The 25,282-nt window shown below is 71.6% G+C and carries 21 protein-coding genes; 19 read left to right on the plus strand and 2 right to left on the minus strand.

Features of this window, described 5'->3' with window-relative positions; genetic code table 11:
- Nucleotides 1-6: 6 nt before the first annotated feature.
- The 13 genes from ACZ42X_RS21905 to ACZ42X_RS21965 all read left to right on the plus strand — a co-directional run bounded on the left by ACZ42X_RS21905 (nucleotide 7) and on the right by ACZ42X_RS21965 (nucleotide 14,240).
- Nucleotides 7-1,674, plus strand: coding sequence for a UDP-N-acetylmuramoyl-L-alanyl-D-glutamate--2,6-diaminopimelate ligase (locus ACZ42X_RS21905; protein ID WP_468292579.1), 1,668 nt, complete (start codon nucleotides 7-9; stop codon nucleotides 1,672-1,674).
- 4 nt (nucleotides 1,675-1,678) lie between these two features.
- A complete protein-coding gene (locus ACZ42X_RS21910; RefSeq protein ID WP_468292582.1) occupies nucleotides 1,679-3,109 on the plus strand; it encodes a UDP-N-acetylmuramoyl-tripeptide--D-alanyl-D-alanine ligase in 1,431 nt (476 codons plus the stop codon).
- Nucleotides 3,106-4,176, plus strand: a complete 1,071-nt coding sequence (mraY, locus tag ACZ42X_RS21915; protein WP_468292585.1) for a phospho-N-acetylmuramoyl-pentapeptide-transferase — start codon at nucleotides 3,106-3,108, stop codon at nucleotides 4,174-4,176. Before ACZ42X_RS21910 ends, mraY begins: the two co-directional genes overlap by 4 nt.
- Complete coding sequence (gene murD / locus ACZ42X_RS21920) at nucleotides 4,158-5,588, plus strand: UDP-N-acetylmuramoyl-L-alanine--D-glutamate ligase (RefSeq protein ID WP_468292588.1); 1,431 nt, start codon at nucleotides 4,158-4,160, stop codon at nucleotides 5,586-5,588. Before mraY ends, murD begins: the two co-directional genes overlap by 19 nt.
- A gap of 98 nt (nucleotides 5,589-5,686) precedes the next feature.
- Nucleotides 5,687-7,072: a putative lipid II flippase FtsW gene (ftsW, locus tag ACZ42X_RS21925; protein ID WP_468293390.1), complete on the plus strand. Its 1,386-nt coding sequence runs from the start codon at nucleotides 5,687-5,689 to the stop codon at nucleotides 7,070-7,072.
- Nucleotides 7,073-7,078: 6 nt separating this feature from the next.
- On the plus strand, nucleotides 7,079-8,173 hold the full coding sequence (gene murG / locus ACZ42X_RS21930; protein ID WP_361414550.1) for an undecaprenyldiphospho-muramoylpentapeptide beta-N-acetylglucosaminyltransferase: 1,095 nt from the start codon (nucleotides 7,079-7,081) through the stop codon (nucleotides 8,171-8,173).
- Nucleotides 8,174-8,195: 22 nt separating this feature from the next.
- Nucleotides 8,196-8,999 (plus strand): cell division protein FtsQ/DivIB, encoded by an 804-nt coding sequence (locus ACZ42X_RS21935; RefSeq protein WP_468292592.1) that lies wholly within the window; start codon nucleotides 8,196-8,198, stop codon nucleotides 8,997-8,999.
- A 278-nt stretch (nucleotides 9,000-9,277) separates the two neighbouring features.
- Complete coding sequence (gene ftsZ, locus ACZ42X_RS21940) at nucleotides 9,278-10,498, plus strand: cell division protein FtsZ (protein ID WP_468292595.1); 1,221 nt, start codon at nucleotides 9,278-9,280, stop codon at nucleotides 10,496-10,498.
- Nucleotides 10,499-10,507: 9 nt separating this feature from the next.
- Nucleotides 10,508-11,236: a peptidoglycan editing factor PgeF gene (pgeF, locus tag ACZ42X_RS21945; RefSeq protein WP_468292597.1), complete on the plus strand. Its 729-nt coding sequence runs from the start codon at nucleotides 10,508-10,510 to the stop codon at nucleotides 11,234-11,236.
- 15 nt (nucleotides 11,237-11,251) lie between these two features.
- A complete protein-coding gene (locus tag ACZ42X_RS21950; protein WP_468293393.1) occupies nucleotides 11,252-11,971 on the plus strand; it encodes a YggS family pyridoxal phosphate-dependent enzyme in 720 nt (239 codons plus the stop codon).
- A gap of 123 nt (nucleotides 11,972-12,094) precedes the next feature.
- Nucleotides 12,095-12,712: a cell division protein SepF gene (locus ACZ42X_RS21955; protein WP_355358453.1), complete on the plus strand. Its 618-nt coding sequence runs from the start codon at nucleotides 12,095-12,097 to the stop codon at nucleotides 12,710-12,712.
- A gap of 68 nt (nucleotides 12,713-12,780) precedes the next feature.
- Nucleotides 12,781-13,077 carry a YggT family protein gene (locus ACZ42X_RS21960; protein WP_468292601.1) on the plus strand — a complete coding sequence of 99 codons (297 nt, stop codon included), beginning with the start codon at nucleotides 12,781-12,783 and terminating at the stop codon, nucleotides 13,075-13,077.
- Between the two features lie 59 nt (nucleotides 13,078-13,136).
- Entirely contained in the window at nucleotides 13,137-14,240 is a 1,104-nt protein-coding gene (locus ACZ42X_RS21965) for a DivIVA domain-containing protein (RefSeq protein WP_468292604.1), read from the plus strand.
- A 181-nt stretch (nucleotides 14,241-14,421) separates the two neighbouring features.
- On the opposite strand, the gene ileS is transcribed toward ACZ42X_RS21965, so the two are convergent.
- Nucleotides 14,422-17,553 (minus strand): isoleucine--tRNA ligase, encoded by a 3,132-nt coding sequence (ileS, locus tag ACZ42X_RS21970; RefSeq protein ID WP_468292607.1) that lies wholly within the window; start codon nucleotides 17,551-17,553, stop codon nucleotides 14,422-14,424.
- A 552-nt stretch (nucleotides 17,554-18,105) separates the two neighbouring features.
- Between ileS and ACZ42X_RS21975 the strand changes: the two genes are divergently transcribed.
- The 5 genes from ACZ42X_RS21975 to ACZ42X_RS21995 all read left to right on the plus strand — a co-directional run bounded on the left by ACZ42X_RS21975 (nucleotide 18,106) and on the right by ACZ42X_RS21995 (nucleotide 23,250).
- Nucleotides 18,106-19,548 (plus strand): TraR/DksA family transcriptional regulator, encoded by a 1,443-nt coding sequence (locus ACZ42X_RS21975; RefSeq protein WP_468292610.1) that lies wholly within the window; start codon nucleotides 18,106-18,108, stop codon nucleotides 19,546-19,548.
- A 59-nt stretch (nucleotides 19,549-19,607) separates the two neighbouring features.
- Nucleotides 19,608-20,168 carry a signal peptidase II gene (gene lspA, locus ACZ42X_RS21980; protein WP_468292613.1) on the plus strand — a complete coding sequence of 187 codons (561 nt, stop codon included), beginning with the start codon at nucleotides 19,608-19,610 and terminating at the stop codon, nucleotides 20,166-20,168.
- 17 nt (nucleotides 20,169-20,185) lie between these two features.
- Complete coding sequence (locus tag ACZ42X_RS21985) at nucleotides 20,186-21,127, plus strand: RluA family pseudouridine synthase (protein WP_468292616.1); 942 nt, start codon at nucleotides 20,186-20,188, stop codon at nucleotides 21,125-21,127.
- The gene (locus ACZ42X_RS21990) at nucleotides 21,124-21,591 is read left to right on the plus strand and encodes a GNAT family N-acetyltransferase (RefSeq protein WP_468292619.1); all 468 of its coding nucleotides are present in this window, start codon (nucleotides 21,124-21,126) and stop codon (nucleotides 21,589-21,591) included. The genes ACZ42X_RS21985 and ACZ42X_RS21990 overlap by 4 nt, the downstream gene beginning before the upstream one ends.
- Before the next feature lie 72 nt (nucleotides 21,592-21,663).
- Nucleotides 21,664-23,250: a Na+/H+ antiporter gene (locus ACZ42X_RS21995; RefSeq protein ID WP_468292622.1), complete on the plus strand. Its 1,587-nt coding sequence runs from the start codon at nucleotides 21,664-21,666 to the stop codon at nucleotides 23,248-23,250.
- Nucleotides 23,251-23,310: 60 nt separating this feature from the next.
- Here the strand turns inward: ACZ42X_RS21995 and ACZ42X_RS22000 are convergent, their stop codons facing one another.
- Nucleotides 23,311-24,528: a mechanosensitive ion channel family protein gene (locus ACZ42X_RS22000; protein ID WP_468292625.1), complete on the minus strand. Its 1,218-nt coding sequence runs from the start codon at nucleotides 24,526-24,528 to the stop codon at nucleotides 23,311-23,313.
- Between the two features lie 48 nt (nucleotides 24,529-24,576).
- Between ACZ42X_RS22000 and ACZ42X_RS22005 the strand changes: the two genes are divergently transcribed.
- Nucleotides 24,577-25,146, plus strand: coding sequence for a dienelactone hydrolase family protein (locus ACZ42X_RS22005; RefSeq protein ID WP_468292628.1), 570 nt, complete (start codon nucleotides 24,577-24,579; stop codon nucleotides 25,144-25,146).
- The last annotated feature ends 136 nt before the right edge of the window (nucleotides 25,147-25,282 follow it).

Consider the following 25,282-nt stretch of genomic DNA (forward strand, 5'->3'; position numbering starts at 1 on the left):
CACCCAGTGACATCCATCACCCCCGATCCCGGGAACCGTTTCGGCAGCCCCGGCGCCGCGGCGGCCTCTTTTGGCCCGATCACGGGTACGCCCGGTACGCTCACCGCCGTGCCACACGCTGATCAGTCCCGAACCGCCCAGAAGGACGCCCCCGCGAAACACCCGGGAGCGCCCCGTCCGGCCCAGGTCCGCCCCACACCCCTGGGCGAGCTCGCCGCCCGGCTGGACACCGAGGTGACCGGCGGCGGCCAGGTCACCGGGATCACCCACGACTCGCGGGCCGTACGCCCCGGGGACGTGTACGCCGCGCTGCCGGGCTCGCGCCTCCACGGCGCCGACTTCGCCGGTCAGGCCGCCGACCTCGGCGCCGTCGCGATCCTCACCGACCCGTCGGGTGCCGACCGCGCCGCCGCGACCGGCCTGCCGGTCCTGGTCACCGAGGACCCGCGCGGCCGCATGGGCGAGCTCGCCGCCGAGATCTACGGGCGGCCGGGCGAGGACCTGCTCCAGATCGGCATCACCGGCACCTCCGGCAAGACCACCACCGCCTACCTCGTCGAAGGCGGCCTCAAGGCGGCCGGGCACCGCACCGGACTCATCGGCACCGTCGAGATGCGCATCGGCGACGAGCGCCTCAAGTCCGAACGCACCACCCCCGAGGCCACCGACCTCCAGGCCCTGTTCGCGGTGATGCGCGAACGCGGCACCCAGTCGGTCGCCATGGAGGTCTCCAGCCACGCCCTCGTGCTCGGCCGGGTCGACGGCTGCGTCTTCGACGTCGCGGTCTTCAACAACCTCAGCCCGGAGCACATGGAGTTCCACTCCGACATGGAGGACTACTTCCAGGCCAAGGCGCAGCTCTTCACGCCGCGCCGCAGCCGCCTCGGAGTGGTCAACCTCGACGACGAGTACGGCAGGAGGCTCACCAAGGAGGCCTCCGTCCCCGTCGTCACCTTCTCCGCCGAGGGCCACCCCGACGCCGACTGGCGCGCCGAGGCCGTCGAAATCGGCCCCATGGGCAGCACGTTCACCATCCTCGGCCCGAACGGCGAGCGCGTGGCCGCCAAGGCCCCGCTGCCCGGCACGTTCAACGTCGCCAACACCCTGGCCGCCGTCGCCGCCCTCGCCGCCGCCGGGATCGACCCGCAGACCGCCGCCGACGGCATCGCCGCCGTCCCCGGCGTCCCCGGACGCCTGGAGCGCGTCGACGCGGGCCAGCCGTACCTCGCGGTCGTCGACTACGCCCACAAGACGGACGCCGTCGAATCGGTCCTGCGCGCCCTGCGCAAGGTCACCGAGGGCAGGCTGCACGTCGTCCTCGGCTGCGGCGGCGACCGGGACACCACCAAACGCGGCCCGATGGGAGCCGCCGCGGCGCGCCTCGCCGACACCGCCGTACTGACCTCCGACAACCCCCGCTCCGAGGACCCGCTCGCGATCCTCGCCGCGATGCTCGCCGGCGCCGCCGAGGTGCCGGTCCACGAGCGCGGCGAGGTCGTGGTGTTCGAGGACCGGGCGGCCGCGATCGCCGCCGCCGTGGCGCGCGCGAAGCCCGGCGACACCGTGCTGGTCGCGGGCAAGGGCCACGAGCAGGGCCAGGACGTCGCAGGGGTGGTACGCCCCTTCGACGACCGCCAGGTCCTGCGCGAAGCAATCCATAACAGTCAGGGATGAAGTAGTGATCGCCCTCTCCCTCGCCGAGATCGCCGAAATCGTCGGCGGGCAGACGCACGACATACCGGATCCGGCCATTCAGGTCACCGGCCCCGTCGTCCGCGACTCCCGCGAGATCGAACCCGGCAGCCTCTTCGTCGCCTTCGTCGGCGAACGTGTCGACGGCCACGACTACGCGCCCCAGGCCCTTGAGGCCGGAGCGGTGGCCGTGCTGGCGACCCGTCCGGTCGGGGTGCCGGCCATCGTCGTGGACGACGTCCAGACGGCCCTCGGCGCGCTCGCCCGCGCGGTCGTGCGGCGCCTGGGCACCCCGGTCGTCGCGCTGACCGGCTCGGCCGGCAAGACCAGCACCAAGGACCTCATCGCCCAGGTCCTCCAGCGCAAGGGGCCCACCGTCTGGACGCCGGGCTCCCTCAACAACGAGATCGGCCTGCCGCTCACCGCGCTGCGTGCCACCCGGGACACCGAGCACCTCGTCCTGGAGATGGGAGCGCGCGGAATCGGCCACATCCGGTATCTGACCGAGCTGACCCCGCCGACCATAGGGCTCGTGCTGAACGTGGGCTCCGCCCACATCGGCGAGTTCGGCGGCCGCGAGCAGATCGCGCAGGCCAAGGGCGAGCTCGTGGAGGCCCTGCCCCCGGCCGACGAGGGCGGCGTCGCCGTCCTGAACGCCGACGACCCGCTCGTACGGGCCATGGAAAGCCGCACCCGCGCGCGCGTGACGCTCTTCGGCGAGGCCGAGAACGCCCACGTACGTGCCGAGAATGTCCGGCTCATGGAGAACGGACAGCCCTCTTTCAAGCTTCACACACCCACCGGGTGCAGTGACGTGACCTTGCGCCTGTACGGTGAGCACCACGTGTCGAACGCGCTCGCCGCGGCCGCCGTCGCCCATGAGCTGGGCATGTCCGTCGACGAGATCGCCACCGCGCTCTCCGAGGCGGGCTCCCTCTCCCGCTGGCGCATGGAGGTCACCGAGCGTCCGGACGGTGTGACGATCGTCAACGACGCCTACAACGCGAACCCCGAGTCCATGCGAGCCGCCCTGCGCGCGCTCGCGGCCATGGGCAAGGCCGCAGAGGCCAAGGGGGGCCGTACGTGGGCGGTGCTCGGCCAGATGGCCGAGCTCGGCGACGAGTCGCTCGCCGAGCACGACGCGGTCGGACGGCTCGCCGTCCGGCTCAATGTCGGCAAGCTCGTCGCGGTCGGGGGCAGGGAAGCGTCCTGGCTGCAACTGGGCGCATATAACGAGGGTTCGTGGGGTGAGGAGTCGGTGCACGTGTCCGACGCGCAGGCGGCGATCGACCTGTTGCGCAGTGAGCTGCGCCCGGGTGACGTCGTGCTGGTGAAGGCTTCCAGGTCGGTCGGGCTCGAGCGGGTCGCCCTGGCACTGCTCGAGAACGCTGCCGAGGGCGAGGTCGCCGGCCGATGAGGCAGATCCTCTTCGCGGGAGCCATCGGGCTCTTCCTGACCCTGATCGGTACGCCGCTGCTGATCAAGCTCCTGGCCCGCAAGGGATACGGGCAGTTCATCCGGGACGACGGCCCGCGCACGCACGGCAGCAAGAAGGGCACGCCCACCATGGGCGGCATCTCCTTCATCCTGGCCACGCTCATCGCGTACGCCCTCGCCAAGGTCATCACCGGCGAGGACCCGACGTACTCGGGCCTCCTGGTGCTGTTCCTGATGGCCGGTATGGGTCTGGTCGGCTTCCTCGACGACTACATCAAGATCGTCAAGCAGCGTTCGCTCGGCCTGCGGGCCAAGGCGAAGATGGCCGGCCAGCTGATCGTCGGCATCGCCTTCGCGATCCTGGCCCTGCAGTTCGCGGACGCCCGCGGCCAGACCCCGGCCTCCACCAGGCTGTCCTTCATCACCGACTTCGGCTGGTCCATCGGCCCGGTGCTGTTCGTGGTGTGGGCGCTCTTCATGATCCTGGCCATGTCGAACGGCGTGAACCTGACCGACGGTCTGGACGGCCTCGCCACCGGCGCCTCGGTGATGGTCTTCGGCGCGTACACCTTCATCGGGCTCTGGCAGTTCCAGGAGTCCTGCGCCAACGCCATGACCCTGACGAACCCGAACGCCTGCTTCGAGGTGCGCGACCCGCTCGACCTCGCCGTCGTCGCCTCCGCCCTCATGGGCGCCTGCTTCGGCTTCCTGTGGTGGAACACCTCGCCCGCGAAGATCTTCATGGGTGACACCGGCTCCCTCGCCCTCGGCGGCGCGCTGGCGGGCCTCGCCATCTGCTCCCGCACGGAGCTGCTGCTGGCCCTCCTGGGCGGCCTCTTCGTTCTCATCACGATGTCCGTGGTCATCCAGGTCGGCTCCTTCAAGATGACCGGGAAGCGCGTCTTCCGGATGGCCCCCCTCCAGCACCACTTCGAACTCAAGGGGTGGTCCGAGGTCCTGGTCGTGGTCCGGTTCTGGATCATCCAGGGCATGTGCGTCATCGTGGGTCTGGGGCTCTTCTACGCGGGATGGGCAGCCGACAAGTGAGTACCACCTGGCAGGGCAAGAACGTCACCGTCGCCGGCATGGGCGTGAGCGGCATCCCCGCCGCCCGCGTCCTGCACGGCCTCGGGGCACGCGTCACGGTCGTCAACGACGGCGACGACGAGCGCTCCCGTACGCAGGCGGCCGAGCTGGAGGCGGAGGGCATCACCGTCCGCCTCGGCGACGGGGCGACCCTGCCGGAGGGCACCGAACTCATCGTCACCACGCCCGGCTGGGCGCCCGGCAAGCCGCTGTTCGCCGCGGCCGCCGAGGCCGGCGTCCCGGTCTGGGGCGACGTCGAGCTGGCCTGGCGCCTGCGCGGCCCGGACGCCGCGCCCTGGCTCGCGGTGACCGGCACCAACGGCAAGACCACGACCGTGCGGATGCTCGCCTCCATCCTGGAGGCGGCCGGCCTGCGGACGGCGGCCGTCGGCAACATCGGCGTCTCGCTCCTCGACGCCGTCCTCGGCGAGGAGCGGTACGACGTCCTCGCCGTCGAGCTGTCCAGCTACCAGCTCCACTGGGCGCCCTCGCTGCGCGCCCACTCCGCCGCGGTGCTCAACCTGGCGCCGGACCACCTCGACTGGCACGGCTCCATGGAGGCGTACGCCGCCGACAAGGGCCGCGTCTACGAGGGCAACCAGGTCGCCTGCGTCTACAACGTCCAGGACCCCGTCACCGAGCACCTGGTCCGCGAGGCGGACGTCGAGGAGGGCTGCCGCGCGATCGGCTTCACCCTCGGCACGCCCGGTCCCTCCCAGCTCGGCGTCGTCGACGACCTCCTGGTGGACCGCGCCTTCGTCGAGAACCGGCAGAAGCAGGCCCAGGAGCTCGCCGAGATCTCCGACGTCAACCCGCCGGCCCCGCACAACATCGCGAACGCCCTCGCCGCCGCCGCCCTCGCCCGCGCCTTCGGCGTCGAGCCGAAGGCCGTACGCGACGGGCTGCGCGCCTTCCGCCCCGACCCGCACCGCATCGAGCTGGTCGAGGAGGTCGAGGGCGTGGCGTACGTCGACGACTCCAAGGCCACCAACACGCATGCCGCCGAGGCGTCGCTCGCCGCGTACGAGCCCATCGTCTGGATCGCCGGCGGCCTCGCCAAGGGCGCCACCTTCGACGAGCTGGTCGAGAAGTCGGCGAAGCGGCTGCGGGGCGTGGTGCTCATCGGCGCCGACCGCGCGCTGATCCGCGAAGCCCTGGCGCGACACGCCCCCGAGGTACCGGTCGTCGACCTCGACCGGACCGACACTGGGGCGATGTCCGCGGCGGTGGAGGAAGCGGCCCGGCTCGCCGAGCCCGGGGATACGGTTCTGCTGGCCCCGGCCTGCGCCTCCATGGACATGTTCGTCAACTACAACAAGCGGGGCGAGGCGTTCGCGGACGCGGTCCGGGCCCTCGCCGCCGGGCGCGCCTGACCATCGACCAGGTCCCGCGCCGCCGGGCACGACCGGAGCGACTGGAGGGGACGGCGACCATGCGGGCCCAGCACACCCCCGCGTACGCACCGCACGCGATGCCGCGCCGCGCGGGGCGCGCGGGACTCCCGGGACTCGCCCTGCGCGCCCGGACCGCGGGACTGCGCCGGCCCCCCAGCGTCCGCAGAGGGGGCCGGCTCCGCCGCGTCCCCGCACCCCGCCCGCCGCGCGGCAGCGGGGTGCGGGCGCTCTACGAGCGGGCACGGCGGGCCTGGGACCGGCCTCTGACCGCGTACTACGTGATCCTCGGGGCCAGCCTCCTGATCACCGTCCTCGGGCTCGTGATGGTCTACTCCGCGTCGCAGATCAAGGCGCTGGAGCTGTCGCTGTCCGACACGTACTTCTTCCGCAAGCAGTTCCTGGCGGCGGCCATCGGCACCGGGCTGCTGCTGTTCGCCTCCCGCGTGCCCGCCAACCTGCACCGGGCGCTGGCCTACCCGCTGCTCGTCGGCACCGTCTTCCTGATGGTGCTCGTCCAGATCCCCGGCATAGGGCACGCGGTCAACGGCAACCAGAACTGGATCTACCTGGGCGGACCCTTCCAGCTGCAGCCCAGTGAGTTCGGCAAGCTGGCGCTGATCCTGTGGGGCGCGGACCTGCTCGCCCGCAAGCAGGACAGGCGGCTGCTGACCCAGTGGAAGCACATGCTGGTGCCGCTCGTCCCGGTCGCCTTCCTGCTGCTCGGCCTGATCATGCTCGGCGGGGACATGGGCACCGCGATCATCCTCACCGCGATCCTCTTCGGCCTGCTGTGGCTGGCCGGCGCCCCCACCCGGATGTTCGTCGGCGTGCTGACGGTCGCCGCCGCGATCGGCGTGATGCTCATCAGGACCAGCAGCAACCGCATGGCCCGCCTCGCCTGCATCGGCGCCACCGACCCCGGCCCCGGGGACACGTGCTGGCAGGCCGTGCACGGCATCTATGCTCTGGCGTCGGGCGGATGGTTCGGTTCCGGCCTCGGTGCCAGTGTGGAAAAATGGGGTCAACTCCCCGAACCGCACACCGACTTCATCTTCGCCATCACCGGGGAGGAACTGGGGCTGGCGGGGACGCTGTCGGTGCTCGCCCTGTTCGCGGCTCTAGGCTATGCGGGTATCCGCGTGGCCGGACGCACGGAGGACCCCTTCGTGAGGTATGCCGCGGGAGGCGTGACCACCTGGATCACGGCCCAGGCCGTGGTCAACATCGGTGCGGTGCTCGGCCTGCTGCCGATCGCCGGTGTCCCCCTCCCGCTGTTCTCCTACGGGGGCTCCGCCCTGCTGCCGACCATGTTCGCCGTCGGTCTGCTGATCGCCTTCGCGCGTCAGGAGCCCGCGGCGAAAGCGGCCCTGGCCATGCGCCAGCCGGTGTGGGGCAAAGGGGCCGGGGTGAGTTGGAAGTCGATGCGACGGCGCGTCAAGAAGCGTCCGTCCGGAGAGCGGTGAATTTCGGTGCATGTCGTACTCGCCGGTGGGGGGACCGCCGGCCACATCGAGCCCGCGCTCGCCCTCGCGGACGCCCTGCGCAGGCAGGACCCGACCGTGGGGATCACGGCCCTGGGAACGGAGCGGGGCCTGGAGACCCGGCTCGTCCCGGAGCGGGGCTACGAGCTGGCGCTCATCCCCGCCGTACCGCTGCCGCGCAAGCCCACGCCGGAGCTGATCACCGTGCCCGGGCGGCTGCGCGGCACGATCAAGGCCGCCGAGCAGATCCTGGAGCGGACCAAGGCCGACTGCGTCGTCGGCTTCGGCGGCTACGTGGCCCTGCCCGGCTACCTCGCGGCCAAGCGGCTCGGCGTCCCGATCGTCGTCCACGAGGCCAACGCGCGGCCCGGCCTCGCCAACAAGATCGGCTCGCGGTACGCGGCCGGGGTCGGCGTCGCCACCCCCGACAGCAAGCTGCGCAACGCCCGCTACATCGGCATCCCGCTGCGGCACACCATCGCCACGCTGGACCGCGCCCGGGTCCGCCCGGAGGCGCGCGCCGCCTTCGGCCTGGACCCGAACCTGCCGACGCTGCTGGTCTCCGGCGGCTCGCAGGGCGCCCGCCGCCTCAACGAGGTCGTCCAGCAGGTCGCCCCGGTGCTCCAGCGCTCCGGCATCCAGATCCTGCACGCGGTCGGCCCGAAGAACGAACTGCCGCACGTCGACAACATGCCCGGGATGCCGCCGTACGTCCCGGTACCGTACGTGGACCGCATGGACCTCGCGTACGCCGCGGCCGACATGATGCTGTGCCGCGCGGGTGCGATGACGGTCGCCGAGCTGTCGGCCGTCGGGCTCCCGGCCGCGTACGTACCGCTGCCGATCGGCAACGGCGAGCAGCGGCTCAACGCCCAGCCGGTGGTCAAGGCGGGCGGCGGCCTGCTGGTCGACGACGCCGAGCTGACGCCCGCGTGGGTCCAGGACAACGTCCTGCCGGTGCTCTCCGACCCGCACCGGCTGTACGAGATGTCCCGCGCCGCCGGCGAGTTCGGCCGCCGGGACGCCGACCAGCTGCTGGTCGGCATGGTCTACGAGGCGATCGCCGCACACCGGAAGGCGTAGCGGCGCGCGGAAGGCAGGGAGCATGGCCGGACCGACGACCACCGCCCAGCGCGGAGCCCGGGGGCCCCGGGGCACCTCGTCGGCCCGGCCCCCTCGCCCGGGGCCCGGGAGCGGCCGTACGCGGCTGCCCTCGCCCCGCACCCTGCTGGTGATCATCACCGCCCTCGCGCTCGTCGCGGGCGGCGTATGGGTGCTCTACGGCTCCAAATGGCTGCGCGTCCGGGAGGTCACGGTCTCGGGTACGCGCGTGCTGACGCCGGACCAGGTCCGCGCGGCCGCGGCCGTACCGCTCGGGTCCGCCCTCGCCTCGGTCGACGGGGAGGCGATCGAGGGGCGGCTGGCCGGCAAGCTGCCCAGGATCCGCTCGGTGGACGTCGTCCGTTCGTGGCCGGACGAGATCGTGCTGGAGGTGGCCGAACGCGAACCGGTGCTCCTGCTGGAGTCGGGCGCGAAGTTCGTCGAGGTGGACGCCGAGGGCGTCCGCTACGCCACGGTCGACCGCGCCCCGAAGGGCGTGCCCCTGCTCCGGATGACGGTGGATCAGTCGCCGAGCCTGCGCCGCTTCGGGGTCGAACGGCTCATCCGGGAGGCGGTCGGCGTGGCAGGGGCCCTTCCGGAGCGGGTCGCCCGGGAGGTCCGGATCGTCGGCGTCCGCTCGTACGACTCCCTCACCCTGGAGCTGACGGGGGGCCGGACGGTGGTGTGGGGGAGCGGCGAGGAGGGCGAGGCGAAAGCCCGTGCGCTGCTCGCACTGATGAAGGCGGCGCCCAAAGCGGGGCACTTCGACGTGAGTGCCCCGACAGCCCCTGCGGCAGCGCGGAGTTGACGCACATATGCGCTGGCCAGCACCCTGGTTGGTCAGCGCTATGGGTGATCACATAGGGTGAAAAGAAAAACGGGAGGTTCGGCGTGTTCGTTGAACGTGCGCCACTTGTCGACTTAGTGTCCTGTCCGGAAGAGTCCAGCGAACAGAGACACTGGTAACCCTAAACTTCAACGTTAGGGTTTGGGTCGGCGTTTCGGACCGTCCCATCGGCATCCGTCGCCGCGTCGCGAGACCACCGCGAAGTGGCGACACGTAACTCGAGGCGAGAGGCCTTCGACGTGGCAGCACCGCAGAACTACCTCGCAGTCATCAAGGTCATCGGTGTCGGCGGCGGTGGTGTCAATGCCATCAACCGAATGATCGAGGTCGGTCTCAAAGGCGTCGAGTTCATCGCCATCAACACGGACGCGCAAGCACTGTTGATGAGCGACGCCGACGTCAAGCTCGACGTCGGCCGCGAACTCACCCGCGGCCTCGGGGCCGGAGCCAACCCTGACGTCGGCCGCAAGGCGGCAGAGGACCACCGTGAGGAGATCGAGGAGGTCCTCAAGGGGGCCGACATGGTCTTCGTCACCGCCGGCGAAGGCGGCGGCACCGGCACCGGCGGCGCACCCGTCGTCGCCAACATCGCGCGCTCGCTCGGCGCCCTGACGATCGGTGTGGTCACCCGGCCGTTCACCTTCGAGGGCCGGCGCCGCGCCAACCAGGCGGAGGACGGCATCGCCGCGCTCCGCGAAGAGGTCGACACCCTCATCGTCATCCCGAACGACCGGCTGCTGTCCATCTCGGACCGCCAGGTCAGCGTGCTGGACGCGTTCAAGTCCGCCGACCAGGTGCTGCTCTCCGGTGTCCAGGGCATCACCGACCTCATCACCACCCCGGGCCTCATCAACCTCGACTTCGCCGACGTCAAGTCGGTCATGTCCGAGGCCGGTTCGGCGCTCATGGGCATCGGCTCGGCGCGCGGCGACGACCGCGCGGTGGCCGCCGCCGAGATGGCGATCTCCTCGCCGCTGCTGGAGGCGTCCATCGACGGCGCCCGCGGCGTGCTCCTCTCCATCTCCGGCGGCTCCGACCTCGGCCTCTTCGAGATCAACGAAGCCGCCCAGCTGGTCAGCGAGGCCGCCCACCCCGAGGCCAACATCATCTTCGGCGCCGTCATCGACGACGCCCTGGGTGACGAGGTGCGCGTCACCGTCATCGCCGCCGGCTTCGACGGGGGCCAGCCCCCGGCGCGGCGCGACAACATCCTCGGCGCCTCGTCCACCGCCAAGCGCGAGGAGCCGGCACCGGCGCCGCGCGCCACCGAGTCCGCCCGGTCCATCGGCGGGCTCGGCAGCGTACCGATGCGCGAGGAGCCGCCGGCCCCGCCGGTGGACCCGGCGCCGGTCGCGAACGAGCCGTCGCTGTCGCCGAGCGGCCCGACGGCCGTGCCGCCGGCGCGCCCGTACCCGGACACCTCGGCCGAAGAGCTGGACGTCCCGGACTTCCTGAAGTGACCCGGTGACGTGATAGGACAGCACGACATCGTGAACGGCGCGCACTTCGCCTTCACCGACAGGTGGGGCGGGGTGAGCGCCGTTCCGTACGAGGAGCTCAACCTCGGTGGCGCGGTGGGCGACGACCCCGAGGCCGTACGGGCCAACCGGCGGCTCGCCGCCGGGGCGCTCGGGCTCGACCCGGAGCGCGTCGTCTGGATGAACCAGGTGCACGGCCGGGACATCGCCGTGGTCGAGGGGCCGTGGAGCGGCGGGGACGTCCCGGCGGTCGACGGCGTGGTCACCGCGCGGCGCGGGCTCGCACTCGCCGTGCTCACCGCGGACTGCACCCCCGTCCTGCTCGCCGATCCGGTCGCGGGCGTGGTGGGCGCGGCCCACGCCGGGCGGCCCGGGCTGGTCGCGGGGGTCGTGCCGGCCGCCGTGGAGGCCATGACCGCGCTCGGCGCCGAGCCGTCCCGTATCACCGCGCGCACCGGTCCGGCCGTCTGCGGGCGGTGCTACGAGGTCCCGGCGGACATGCGGAACGAGGTCGCAGCCGTCGTGCCGGAGGCGCACTCCGAGACGAGTTGGGGCACGCCGGCCGTCGACGTGAGCGCCGGGGTGCACGCGCAGCTCGACGCGCTGGGGGTGCGCGACCGGCGCGCATCGGACGTCTGCACCCTCGAATCGCGCGACCACTACTCGTACCGCCGCGACCGCACCACCGGGCGGCTCGCCGGATATGTCTGGCTGGACTGATACCTGATGACGGACTTGACGGACCGAAAGACCCAGCTCGCCGAGAACCTGGCACGGGTGGAGGAACGTATCTCCGCCGCCTGCGCGGCCGCCGGCCGGAAGCGGGAGGACGTGACCCTCATCGTGGTCACCAAGACCTACCCGGCGAGCGACGTGCGGCTGCTGCACGAGCTCGGCGTACGGCACGTCGCGGAGAACCGCGACCAGGACGCCGCGCCCAAGGCCGCCGCCTGCGCCGATCTCGATCTGACCTGGCACTTCGTCGGTCAGCTCCAGACCAACAAAGTCCGTTCCGTGGCGAGTTATGCCCATGTGGTGCAGTCCGTGGACCGGTTGAAGCTCGTCGGCGCACTCGCGGGTGCGGCGGAGCGCGCCGGGCGCGAACTGGGGTGCCTCGTGCAGGTCGCGCTCGACGCCGAGGCGGGCGAGCGGGGTGACCGGGGCGGCGTGGCGCCGGACGGCATCGAGGAGTTGGCGGACGCGGTGGCGGCCGCGCCGGGGCTGCGGCTCGACGGGCTCATGACGGTGGCGCCGCTGGCCGGCCCGTACGCCGGGCGCGAACGCGCCGCGTTCGATCGGCTGATGGAATTCTCATCCCGCCTGCGCACCGCCCATCCGACTGCGAACATGGTGTCAGCAGGGATGAGTGCGGACCTCGAACACGCCGTGGCGGCCGGAGCGACACATGTGCGCATCGGGACTGCGGTACTCGGAGACCGACCCCGGCTCGGGTAACGTCGCGAAGAAGTCGGACCACAGCAGAAAATATGGTCATTTCCGCCGAACAGCGGACAGGCCCAGTGGATCGCGGGCACGAGCTGACGTTGCCGATCCACCACAGAGCGGAGGACTCAGAGCATGGCCGGCGCGATGCGCAAGATGGCGGTCTACCTCGGCCTCGTGGAGGACGATGGGTACGACGGCCGGGGTTTCGACCCCGATGACGACTTCGAACCCGAGCTGGAGCCGGAGCCCGAGCGGGACCGGCGGCGCCACTCGCAGCCCCCGCTCCAGGTGGAGCGGGAAGAACCGGTACGCGTCGTTCCGCAAGCACCCGTGCAGAGGGAACCGGTTCCGCTTCCGGCAGAAAGCGGACGACCCGCCCGAATCGCCCCCGTGGCATCCATCACACCTGAACGTCCGAGCCTGGAGAAGAACGCACCGGTGATCATGCCCAAGGTCGTGTCCGAGCGGGAGCCGTACCGCATCACCACGCTGCACCCGCGGACCTACAACGAGGCCCGTACCATCGGGGAACACTTCCGCGAGGGCACGCCTGTGATCATGAACCTCACCGAGATGGATGACACGGATGCGAAGCGACTTGTCGACTTTGCCGCCGGTCTCGTCTTCGGCCTGCATGGCAGCATTGAGCGAGTGACGCAGAAGGTGTTCCTGTTGTCGCCTGCTAACGTCGATGTCACGGCGGAGGACAAGGCCCGCATCGCAGAGGGCGGATTCTTCAACCAGAGCTGAGAGCACGACACCGGGAACGGCCGGCCGGAAGGGTCGGTGGACATGGCCAGGGGAGAGGGAAGCGCGGGATGAGCGTCGCACTGCAGGTGATCTACATCGCTCTGATGTGCTTCCTTGTCCTGCTGTTCTTCCGACTGGTCATGTCGTACGTCTTCCAGTTCGCCCGTTCATGGCAACCCGGCAAGGCGATGGTGGTCGTTCTGGAGGCCACCTACACTGTCACCGATCCACCACTGAAGCTTCTGCAGCGGTTCATCCCACCGCTGCGTCTCGGGGGCGTGGCACTCGACCTGTCCTTCTTCGTTCTGATGATCATCGTCTACATCCTGCTCAACATCGTGGGTAACTTCGCGATGAGGGTCTGAGGGTGTAGAGCGATAACGGTCCTGCCGACTGCCGACGACTACGTAGAGGTGAAGAAGAGATGCCGCTGACCCCCGAGGACGTGCGGAACAAGCAGTTCACGACCGTCCGCCTCCGAGAAGGCTATGACGAGGACGAGGTCGATGCCTTCCTCGATGAGGTCGAAGCCGAGCTGACCCGCCTGCTCCGCGAGAACGAGGACCTGCGCGCCAAGCTGGCCGCCGCCACGCGCGCGGCCGCGCAGAACCAGCAGCAGCAGGGCATGCGCAAGCCTCCGGAGCAGCAGGACCAGCGGCCCGTGGGTCCCGGGGCCCCCGTGCCCGCCGGGATATCGGGTCCGCCGGTCCAGCAGCAGCCCCCGCAGATGGGTCCGCCCCAGCTGCCCGGTGGTGCTCCTCAGCTGCCGGCCGGTCCCAGCCACGGTGGCCCGCAGGGTGGCGGCCACGGCGGTCCGATGGGCCCCGGCCCGATGCAGGGCGGCCCCATGGGCGGTCCGATGGGCGGCACCATGGGTGGCCCCATGGGCGGCCACGGCCCGCAGATGCCGCAGCCGGGCCAGGGCCCGGGCGGGGACAGCGCGGCCCGCGTGCTCTCCCTCGCCCAGCAGACCGCCGACCAGGCGATCGCGGAGGCCCGCTCCGAGGCCAACAAGATCGTCGGCGAGGCGCGCTCGCGCGCCGAGGGCCTGGAGCGCGACGCCCGCGCCAAGGCCGACGCCCTGGAGCGGGACGCGCAGGAGAAGCACCGCGTCGCGATGGGCTCGCTGGAGTCGGCCCGCGCCACGCTGGAGCGCAAGGTCGAGGACCTGCGCGGCTTCGAGCGCGAGTACCGCACGCGCCTGAAGTCGTACCTGGAGAGCCAGCTGCGCCAGCTGGAGACCCAGGCCGACGACTCGCTGGCCCCGCCGCGTACGCCGTCCGCCGCGCCGTCGCTGCCGCCGTCCCCGTCGATGGCGTCCGCGGGTGCGAGCGCCCCGTCGTACGGTGGCAACCAGACGATGGGCGGCAACCCCGGCATGGGTGGTGGCCCGTCGTACGGCGGCCAGCAGCAGATGTCGCCGGCGATGACCCAGCCGATGGCACCGGTGCGGCCGCAGGCGCCCCAGCCGATGCAGCAGGCGCCGTCGCCGATGCGTGGCTTCCTCATCGACGAGGACGACAACTGACGGGCGCGGTCGCGCGCTGAGCGCGTAGCCGTCGGCCGGCAGGCTGTAGGGCCGGGGCCCAGGACACATGTCCTGGGCCCCGGCCCTTTTGTCGTGCCGTACGGCCATGCGCGTGCCGTACGGGCATACGGAAGGGGCCCGGCCACGTGGTGTGGCCGGGCCCCTCTCGTCTGCCTGCGGGTTACGCCTTGCGGAGGCGGAACGTCAGGGACAGGGACTCGTCCGTGAACGGGGCGCCGAAGGTGTCGTCGGCCTCCCCGGCGGCGTAGTCCGTGCACAGGACCTCGTCCGCGATCAGGGCCGCGTGGTCCGTGAGCGCCTCGGTGACCTCCGCGTCCGTGGACCGCCAGCGCAGGGTGATCCGGTCCGCGACGTCCAGGCCGCTGTTCTTGCGGGCCTCCTGGATCAGGCGGATCGCGTCACGGGCCAGGCCCGCGCGCCGCAGCTCCGGCGTGATCTCCAGGTCCAGGGCGACCGTCGCGCCCGCGTCGGAGGCGACGGACCAGCCCTCGCGCGGGGTCTCCGTGATGATCACCTCGTCGGGGGTGAGGGTGATCGTCTCGCCGTTGACCTCCAGGGCCGCCTCGCCGCCGCGCAGGGCCAGGGAGAGCGCCGCCGCGTCCGCCGCCGCGATGGCCTTGGCCACGTCCTGGACGCCCTTGCCGAAGCGCTTGCCCAGGGCGCGGAAGTTCGCCTTGGCGGTCGTGTCGACGAGCGAGCCGCCGACCTCGGAGAGGGAGGCGAGGGAGGAGACGTTCAGCTCCTCGGTGATCTGCGCGTGGAGCTCCGGGGAGAGGGCCTCGAAGCCCGCCGCCGCCACCAGCGCCCGGGAGAGCGGCTGGCGGGTCTTCACGCCCGACTCCGCGCGGGTGGCGCGGCCCAGCTCCACCAGGCGGCGCACCAGCGCCATCTGGGACGAGAGGGCAGAGTCGATGGCGGACAGGTCCGGCTCCGGCCAGGTGGCCAGGTGGACCGACTCCGGCGCGTCCGGCGTCACCGGCACCACCAGGTCCTGCCAGACCCGCTCGGTGATGAACGGGGTCAGCGGGGCCATCAGGCGCGTGACGGTCTCCACGACGTCGTGGAGGGTCCGCAGCGCCGCCTTGTCGCCCTGCCAGAAGCGGCGGCGCGAGCGGCGCACGTACCAGTTCGACAGGTCGTCGACGAAGGAGGACAGCAGCTTGCCGGCCCGCTGCGTGTCGTACGCCTCCAGGGCCTGCGTGACCTGGTCGACGAGCGCGTGCAGCTCGGACAGCAGCCAGCGGTCCAGCAGCGGCCGGTCCGCCGGGGCCGGGTCGGCGGCCGACGGCGCCCAGCCGGTCGTTCGCGCGTACAGCGCCTGGAAGGCCACCGTGTTCCAGTAGGTCAGCAGCGTCTTGCGGACGACTTCCTGGATCGTGCCGTGGCCCACGCGCCGCGCGGCCCACGGGGAACCGCCGGCCGCCATGAACCAGCGCACCGCGTCGGCGCCGTGCTGGTCCATGAGCGGGATCGGCTGGAGGATGTTGCCCAGGTGCTTGGACATCTTCCGGCCGTCCTCGGCGAGGATGTGGCCGAGGCAGACGACGTTCTCGTACGACGACTTGTCGAAGACCAGCGTGCCGACCGCCATCAGCGTGTAGAACCAGCCGCGGGTCTGGTCGATGGCCTCCGAGATGAACTGCGCCGGATAGCGCTTCTCGAAGAGGTCCTTGTTCTTGTACGGGTAGCCGTACTGCGCGAACGGCATCGAGCCCGAGTCGTACCAGGCGTCGATGACCTCGGGGACGCGGGTCGCGGTCTCCCGGCAGGTCGGGCAGGGGAAGGTGACGTCGTCGATGTACGGCCGGTGCGGGTCCAGGGAGGACTGGTCCGTGCCCGTCAGCTCGGTCAGCTCGGCGAGGGAGCCGACACACGTGAGGTGGTTCTCCTCGCAGCGCCAGATGGGCAGCGGGGTGCCCCAGTAGCGGTTGCGGGACAGGGCCCAGTCGATGTTGTTGTTCAGCCAGTCGCCGAAGCGGCCGTGCTTGACGGAGTCCGGGAACCAGTTGGTGTTCTCGTTCTCCTCCAGGAGCCGGTCCTTGACGGCGGTCGTACGGATGTACCAGGACGGCTGCGCGTAGTAGAGCAGCGCCGTGTGGCAGCGCCAGCAGTGCGGGTAGCTGTGCTCGTATGCGATGTGCTTGAAGAGCAGGCCGCGGGCCTGGAGGTCGGCCGTCAGGGCCTCGTCGGCCTTCTTGAAGAACTGGCCGCCGACGAGGTCGAGCTCCTCCTCGAAGGTGCCGTCGGGGCGGACCGGGTTCACCACGGGCAGGCCGTACGCGCGGCAGACCTTCAGGTCGTCCTCACCGAAGGCGGGCGCTTGGTGGACCAGGCCCGTACCGTCCTCGGTGGTGACGTAGTCGGCGTTGACGACGAAGTGGGCCGCTTCCGGGAAGTCGACGAGGGTGAAGGGGCGCTCGTAGGTCCAGCGCTCCATCTCGGCGCCGGTGAAGGTCTGGCCGGTGGCCTCCCAGCCCTCCCCGAGGGCCTTGGTGAGGAGCGGCTCCGCGACGACCAGCTTCTCGTTGCCGTCGGTCGCCACGACGTAGCGCACCTCGGGGTGGGCGGCGACGGCGGTGTTGGACACCAGGGTCCACGGGGTCGTCGTCCAGACCAGGAGGGCCGCCTCGCCCGCGAGGGGGCCGGAGGTCAGCGGGAAGCGCACGAAGACGGACGGGTCGACGACCGTCTCGTACCCCTGCGCCAGCTCGTGGTCGGACAGGCCCGTGCCGCAGCGGGGGCACCAGGGGGCGACCCGGTGGTCCTGGACCAGCAGGCCCTTGTCGAAGATCTCCTTCAGGGACCACCAGACGGACTGGACGTACTCCGGGTCCATGGTGCGGTACGCGTCGTCCAGGTCGACCCAGTAGCCCATCCGGGTCGTCAGCTCGGCGAACGCGTCCGTGTGGCGGGTCACCGACTCGCGGCACTTGGCGTTGAACTCGGCGATGCCGTACGCCTCGATGTCCTTCTTGCCGGAGAAGCCGAGCTCCTTCTCGACGGCGAGCTCGACCGGCAGGCCGTGGCAGTCCCAGCCGGCCTTGCGGGCGACGTGGTAGCCGCGCATGGTGCGGAAGCGCGGGAAGACGTCCTTGAAGACGCGGGCCTCGATGTGGTGGGCGCCGGGCATGCCGTTGGCGGTGGGCGGGCCCTCGTAGAAGACCCACTCCGGGCGGCCCTCGGACTGCTCGAGGCTCTTGGCGAAGACCTTGTGCTCGCGCCAGAAATCGAGCACCGCGTGCTCGAGGGCGGGCAGGTCGACCTGGGCGGGTACCTGGCGGTACTGCGACATCGGATCCTCCGGCGGACTGTTGCTCGTTCCGTCGGAGGGACGAGAGCGCGTGCGTGCTCCCGCGGTACCACCCTCCTTGGCCCCGGGCGCCCGGCTGGGCGTCCTGAGCCCCCTCATTCGGGTCGCGATGCCGGGTCTACTGACCCACGGTCTCCCGAGGGCGTTCTTCCGGCGGCTCCGGGGTGATGCTTCACATCGGGCTCGCCCCCGGGCTCTCACCGTCCCCGGGTCGCTCATGGCTGCGTACGACGCTACTCGTCCCCATCCACGCCTTTCGCTCCGCCCAGTGTAAGGGCCCGCCGGGCGAGGGGCCGACCGGTTTTCGGCGGGGCCCGGACTGACCCGAATGCCACACCCTCGTGCCCGGGCCGGTGGCGCCGGTCGGTGGCCTGATTACGCCGCGGCGAGCTGGGCACAACGGATGCAGGTTGTCTTGCCGCGGGCATGGGGCGATCGGAACCGGCGGCGTGCCCCGTTGCCGCGGGGCTGGAGTCGATTTATCGTCCCAGCACGATTCGCGAGCAAGATCACAATATGTGAAGGGGCCGCGAGATGGTGGCGAAGAAGACCGCCGCGAAGAAGACGGCCGCCAAGAAGACGACCGCGAGGACGCCGGCGCGTGCCGGGGGCACGGCCCCGGGCGCCGAGCGCAAGCCCGGCAGGCTCGGGAGCGCGGCGAAGGAGGCCCCGGGCCCGGCCGCGGAGCCGCCGTCGGCGAAGCCCGCGAAGTCCGCGAAGAAGGCGCCCGCCGGGAAGGTCACCCAGGGCGACGCGCTGGAGGCCGGCGCGGACAAGCCCGTGAAGAAGTCGGCGGCGAAGAAGCCGGCCGCCAAGCAGGCACCTGCCAAGCAGGCACCTGCCAAGCAGGCACCTGCCAAGCAGGCACCTGCCAAGCAGGCACCTGCCAAGGAGGCGGCGCCGAAGAAGGCCGTCGCCAAGAAGACGCCTGTCCGGAAGATCACCCACGGCGACGCGCTGGCGGAGGCGGTCGGGGAGAAGAAGCCCGCCAAGAAGGCGGTGGCGAAGAAGTCGGCCGCCAAGGACCCGGCTGCGGAGGAAGTACCTGCCAAGAAGGCGGCCACCAGGAAGGCGCCTGCCAAGAAGACCGCCGCCCACGAGCCGGCCGCCGGGGAGGCGCACACCAAGAAGGCGCCTGCCAAGAAGGCACCTGGCAAGAAGGCAGCCGTCCAGGAGCCGGGCCCTGAGGACGCGCCTGTCGAGAAGGCGGCCACCAAGAAGACCGCCACCAAGAAGACCGCCGCCAAGAAGGCCGCCGTCCGCAAGACGGCCACCAAGAAGGCGCCCGCCACCGAAGCCGCCGCCAAGGCCGCTGCCCTGGAGGCGCCGGGTGGCGGGGCAGAGGCGGCGCCGGCGGGTAGGAGTGGCGCTGAGAGCGAGGCGCCGGCCGGGACGGCGGGCGGGAAGAAGCGGGCGGCCAAGGCGGCCGCCGGTAAGGCCGCAGCCGCGGCCGAGGGGGCGGCGCAGGCCGCGGAGAAGACGGGAGCCAGGACGGTGGCAGCGAAGAAGATCGCGGACGTGACCACGGCGAAGACCGCGAAGCCGGTGCCGCCGGCCCGGGGTGTCGCCGAGGCGGCGCCCGAGGAGTTGGCCGTACGGCCCGGTGAGGAGCCCTGGAGCCCCGAGGAGGTCGCGGAGGCGCGGGCCGGGCTGGAGGGCGAGGTCGTGCGCCTCCAGGCCGAGATCGCGGCCTCCGAGGAGGCCCTGTCCGGGCTGATGCGGGACTCCGGGGACGGTGCCGGCCACGACGAGGCCGACACCGGCACCAAGAACATCACGCGCGAGCACGAGATGGCCCTCGCCGCGAACGCGCGCGCCACCCTGGAGCAGACCGAGCACGCGCTGCAGCGGCTCGACGCGGGGACGTACGGTCTGTGCGAGGTGTGCGGCAAGCCGATCGGCAAGGCGCGCATGCAGGCGTTCCCGCGGGCCACCCTGTGCGTGGAGGACAAGCAGAAGCAGGAACGGCGAGGCTGAAGCCGTAGGTGTGTGCCGTACCCTCGTGGTCAGTCAGGCACCTAGGTTGAGGGACTCACGTGGCAGAGGCGGAGCGCATCATCGGTACGCCGGATGTGGACGACGAGGCTGCGGCGCCCGCCGAGCAGCCCAAGGGCAGGCGCAGGATCGTCGCGCTGTTCGCCGTGGCCCTGGTGGCCTACCTGCTGGACCTCGGCACGAAGATGCTCGTGGTGGCCAAGCTGGAGCACCACGAGCCGATCGAGGTGATCGGCGAGCTGCTGACGTTCCGGGCGGTACGGAACCCGGGCGCGGCGTTCGGGATGGGTGAGGCCTTCACCGTGATCTTCACGGTCATCGCGGCGACGGTGATCGTGGTGATCATCCGCCTGGCGCGCAAGCTGTACAGCCTGCCGTGGGCCCTCGCGCTCGGCCTGCTGCTCGGCGGCGCGCTGGGCAACCTCACCGACCGGATCTTCCGCTCGCCGGGTGTGTTCCGGGGCGCGGTGGTGGACTTCATCGCCCCCGCGCACTTCGCCGTCTTCAACCTCGCCGACACGGCGATCGTGTGCGGAGGGTTCCTGATCGTCATCCTGTCGTTCCGGGGCCTGGACCCCGACGGGACCGTCCACAAGGACTGACAAGGCATACTCGACGGGTGAGCACGATTCCCGAGATCCGTACGCTGCCCGTTCCCGATGGCCTCGAGGGCGAGCGCGTCGACGCCGCCATCGCCCGAATGTTCGGGTTTTCCCGCACGAAGGCGGCCGAGCTGGCCGCCTCCGGGAAGGTGCTCGTCGACGGCGCCGTCGTCGGCAAGTCCGAGCGGGTGAGCGGCGGCGCGTGGCTGGAGGTCGAGATGCCGGCCGCCCCCGCGCCCGTACAGATCGTCGCGGAGCCCGTCGAGGGCATGGAGATCGTCCACGACGACGACGACATCGTCGTCATCGTGAAGCCGGTCGGCGTGGCCGCGCACCCGAGCCCCGGCTGGACCGGCACCACCGTGATCGGTGGCCTCGCGGCGGCCGGGTACCGCATCTCGACGTCCGGCGCGGCGGAGCGGCAGGGCATCGTGCACCGCCTCGACGTCGGCACGTCCGGGCTCATGGTCGTGGCCAAGTCGGAGCGGGCGTACACCCTCCTCAAGGCGCAGTTCCGGGAGCGCACGGTCGACAAGCGCTACCACGCGCTCGTCCAGGGCCACCCGGACCCGCTGAGCGGCACGATCGACGCGCCCATCGGGCGCCACCCGAACCACGACTACAAGTGGGCCGTCACCGCCGAGGGCAAGCCCTCCGTGACGCACTACGACCTGATCGAGGCGTACCGCGCGGCGTCCCTCCTGGACATCAAGCTGGAGACGGGCCGCACCCACCAGATCCGCGTCCACATGTCGGCCCACCGCCACCCCTGCGTCGGCGACCTGACGTACGGCGCCGACCCGACGATCGCCAAGCGCCTCAAGCTGACCCGGCAGTGGCTGCACGCCGTCCGGCTCGGCTTCGAGCACCCGGCGGACGGCCGCTGGGTCGAGTTCGAGAGCACCTACCCGGCGGACCTCCAGCACGCCCTCGACACGATCGCCGCGGAGAGTGCGTGAGCCCCTTCCTGGTGAGGGAGGCCGTGACCGACGAGGACCGTGCGGCGGGCTTCGCCGTGCGCCGTGAGGTGTTCGTCGTCGAGCAGGGCGTCCCCGAGTGGATCGAGTACGACGCGTACGACGCGACCGCGGTGCACGTACTGGCCGTCCGCCGCGCCGACGGGACCGCCCTGGGGACCGGCCGGCTGCTGTACGGGCCGGACGCGGCCGCCAAGACGGGCGGCGCCGAGGGCGTCGGCTCGCTGGGCCGGCTGGCGGTGGCGAAGACGGCGCGCGGCCTCGGCGTGGGGGTGGCGCTGGTGCGCGCCATCGAGGACGCCGCCCGCGCGCGGGGCCTGACCGCCGTGGACCTGCACGCCCAGACGCAGGCGCTCGCCTTCTACGAGCGGCTCGGGTACGCGGCGTACGGCGCCGAGTTCCATGACGCGGGCATACCGCACCTGGCGATGCGTCGGACGCTCTGAGCCGACCGCGCTCGTGGCAGGCTGGCAGGGTTGATGATCGTCTGATCGGCCCCACCGGGTGGAGGGCGCACCGTGGACCAGCTGGCTCTGCTGCTCGTGCTGCTGCTCGGGGCGGTGGTGACCGTCCCTCTGGGGGAGCGGCTGCGGCTGCCCGCGCCGGTGCTGATGACGCTTGCGGGGATGGTCCTCGCCCTCCTCCCCTTCGTACCGAACGTCGACATCCCACCCGACTACATCCTCCCCCTCGTGCTGCCGCCCCTGCTGTACGCGGCCGTCCAGCGCACCTCCTGGAGCCAGTTCGCCGCCAACAAGCGGCCCATCTTCCTGCTCGCCGTGGCGCTGGTCTTCGTTACCACGGCGGCCGTCGCCGCCGTCGCCAGCGCCGTCGTACCGGGGCTGCCGCTCGCCGCGGCCGTGGTGCTCGGGGCGCTCGTGGCGCCCCCGGACCCGGTGGCCGCGACCGCCGTCGCGGGCTCCCTGGGCCTGCCGCGCCGGCTGGTGTCGATCCTGGAGGGCGAGGGGCTGTTCAACGACGTCACCGCGATCGTGCTGTACCACGTGGCGATCGGGGCAGCGGTCGGCGGCACGTTCTCCTGGCCGCGCGCCGCCGGGCAGCTGGTGCTCTCCGCGGTGGTCGCCGTCGCCGTCGGGCTCGCGTTGGGCTGGCTGTCGAACCGGCTGATGGGCATGCTCGGCGAGCCGACCCTGCAGACCGGTCTCACGCTGCTGGTGCCGTTCGTGAGTTACGTCCTCGCCGAGGAACTGCTCGGCTCCGGCGTCCTCGCCGTCCTGGTCACCGCCCTCTACCTGGCCGAGAACGCCGTGGACGCGGACGACGTGATGGGCCGCCTGGCCGGGCGGACCTTCTGGGAGATCGTCGACGTCCTCGTCACGGGCATCGCCTTCGGACTGATCGGGCTGGAGCTGCACAACGTCTTCGGTACGGCCGAGGACCGGCTGGGCGAGATGCTCGGCTGGGGCGGCGCGATCGCCGCCTGCGTCGTCGGCGTACGGCTGCTGTGGCTGCTGCCCGCCACATGGCTGGCCAAGCGGCTGCACACGGGCGGGGACTACGACGAGGAGATCCCCATGACGTGGCGGGAGACCGTCGTCATGTGGTGGTCCGGCATGCGGGGCGTGGCGTCCGTCGCCCTGGCGCTCGCCGTCCCGTTGCGCGACGACTCGGGGGCGGCCTTCGCATGGCGCGACGAGATCATCTTCATCGCCTTCTGTGTGATCATCGCCACCCTCGTCTTCCAGGGGCTCACCCTGCCGTGGCTGGTCAGGAAGCTCGGTGTGCGGGCCGACACGGACGCCGAGCGGGCGCTGGAGCGCGAGCTGGCCGTCCGGGCCGCCAAGGCCGCGAAGCGGCGCCTGAAGGAGATCCAGGAGGTCGAGGAGCTTCCGGAGGAGCTCCAGGAGCGGTTGCAGCGGATGGCGTTCGAGGTGGGCGCGCGGATCAGTCCGGACCTGGTGGACGAGGAGCGCCGGTCGACGGCGGCGCGGCGGGCCGAGCGGTTCCGTCGGATGCAGCGCATCCAGCACGAGATGCTGTCGGCCGCCCGTCACGAGGTGCTGGCGGCGCGCAGCGAGCCGGGGGCGGACCCGGAGGTCGTGGACCGGGTGCTGCGGCACCTGGACGTCCACAGCCTGCGCTGAGCCGCCCGGCCGGCCCCTCGGGGCCGGTGCTCGGGTCCGGTGCCCGGGTCCGGAGGGGGGTCAGCCCCGGCCGGTGCGCGGCTCGGGCGGCTGCGGCTCCGGCTGCCGCTGCTGTCGGGGCTTCTGCTTCCGAGGCGGCCGCTTCTCCTCGTTCCGTACGACGTACGCGTCCACGTTGTTGCTGAGCACCTCGGCGGCCCGCGGCGGCTTGTCGTCCCGCCACTGGCCGTCGGGGGAGGGCGCGGGCGCGGCGGTCGCGGTGGTGACGCGCGGCAGCGCGTACGGGTGCTCCTTGACCAGCCAGGCGATCATCTGCTCCCGTACGGCACAGCGCACCGTCCAGACGTCGTCCGCGTCCTTCGCCGTGACGACCGCGCGCACTTGGATCGTGGTGGGCGTGGTGTCCGTCACGGCCAGCGACCAGTCGCGGCCGTCCCAGGCGGGGCTGTCGCGCAGGATGGCCTTGAGCTTGTCGCGCATCAGCACGACGGGCGCCGCGTGGTCGAGCTGGAAGAAGACCGTGCCCGTCATCTGGGCGCCGCCGCGCGACCAGTTCTCGAAGGGCTTGCTCGTGAAGTACGAGACGGGCATCGTGATCCGGCGCTCGTCCCAGGTCCGTACGGCCAGGAACGTCAGCGTGACCTCCTCCACCACGCCCCACTCGCCGTCCACCACCACCGTGTCGCCTATCCGCACCATGTCGCCGAAGGCGATCTGGAACCCGGCGAAGAGGTTGCCGAGGGTGGACTGGGCGGCGACACCGGCGACGATGCCGATGATGCCGGCGGAGGCCAGCATCGACGTACCGATGGTCCGGAAGTCGGGGAAGGTCAGCAGCATCGCCGCGACCGCCACCACCCCGACCACCGCCGTGACGATCCGCATGATGAGCGTCACCTGGGTACGGACCCGGCGGACCCGGGCGGTGTCGCGCGTGGACGAGGCGTAACGGGCGTAACTCGACTCCACTATGGCGGCGGCGATCCGCACCACCAGCCAGGCTCCCGCGCCGATCAGCACGAGCGAGAGCACCTGGCCCATGACCTCCTGGTGGCGGACGACGACCTGCCACTTGGTCTGCCGGTACGTGCCGCGCAGGAGCGCGGTCAGCAGGACGACCTGGACGGGTATCCGGCAGCGGCGCAGCAGGTCCCACAGCGGGGTCTCGGGGTGCTTGGCGTCGATGCGGCGCAGCAGCAGGTCGACGAGCCAGCCGACGACCAGCGTGAGCACCACCGAGCCACCGACGACGGTCAACGGGCGCAGCGCGTTCTCCATGGATCCGGGACTCCGACCCTTTCCGGTGCTTGCTGGCAGGATGGCCGGATGGACATCATGCTCTTCCACTCGGCCTACGGTCCGCGCCCGGCCGTGCACGCCGCAGCCGACCGGCTGCGTGCCGCCGGGCACCACGTGCACGTGCCCGACCTCTACGAGGGCCAAACCGCCGGCACGGTCGAGGAAGGCATGGCGATCAAGGACCGGATCGGCCAGGAGACGCTGCTCAAGCGCGCGATCCTGGCCGCGGCGGCCTACTCGGAGCGGGGTCTGGTGTACGCCGGGTTCTCGATGGGCGCGTCGATCGCCCAGACCCTGGCGCTCGGTGACGAGAAGGCGCGCGGGCTGCTGCTGTTCCACGGCACGTCCGACCTCGCGGAGGTCGCGTCCGTGGACGAGCTGCCGGTCCAGCTGCACGTCGCCGACCCCGATCCCTTCGAGCCGGACGACTGGCTGAACGCCTGGTACCTGCGGATGCGGCGGGCCGGGGCGGATGTGGAGGTCTACCGCTACCCGGGGGCCGGTCACCTGTACATGGACCCGGACCTGCCGGACTACGACGAGGACGCCGCCGAGCGGACCTGGCAGATCGCTCTGGGCTTCCTGGAGAGCCTGTAGGGGCTTCACGCGCGTGGGGGGGGGGGGGGGGGGGGGGGGGGGGGGGGACCCCCCCCCCCCCCCCCCCGGACGGAACCGAACCAAAAATGAAAAAGCCAACACAACAAAACGACCGCAATTAGCGTTCTCCTTTGGG

It is taken from the genome of Streptomyces sp. NPDC030862 (assembly GCF_055571835.1).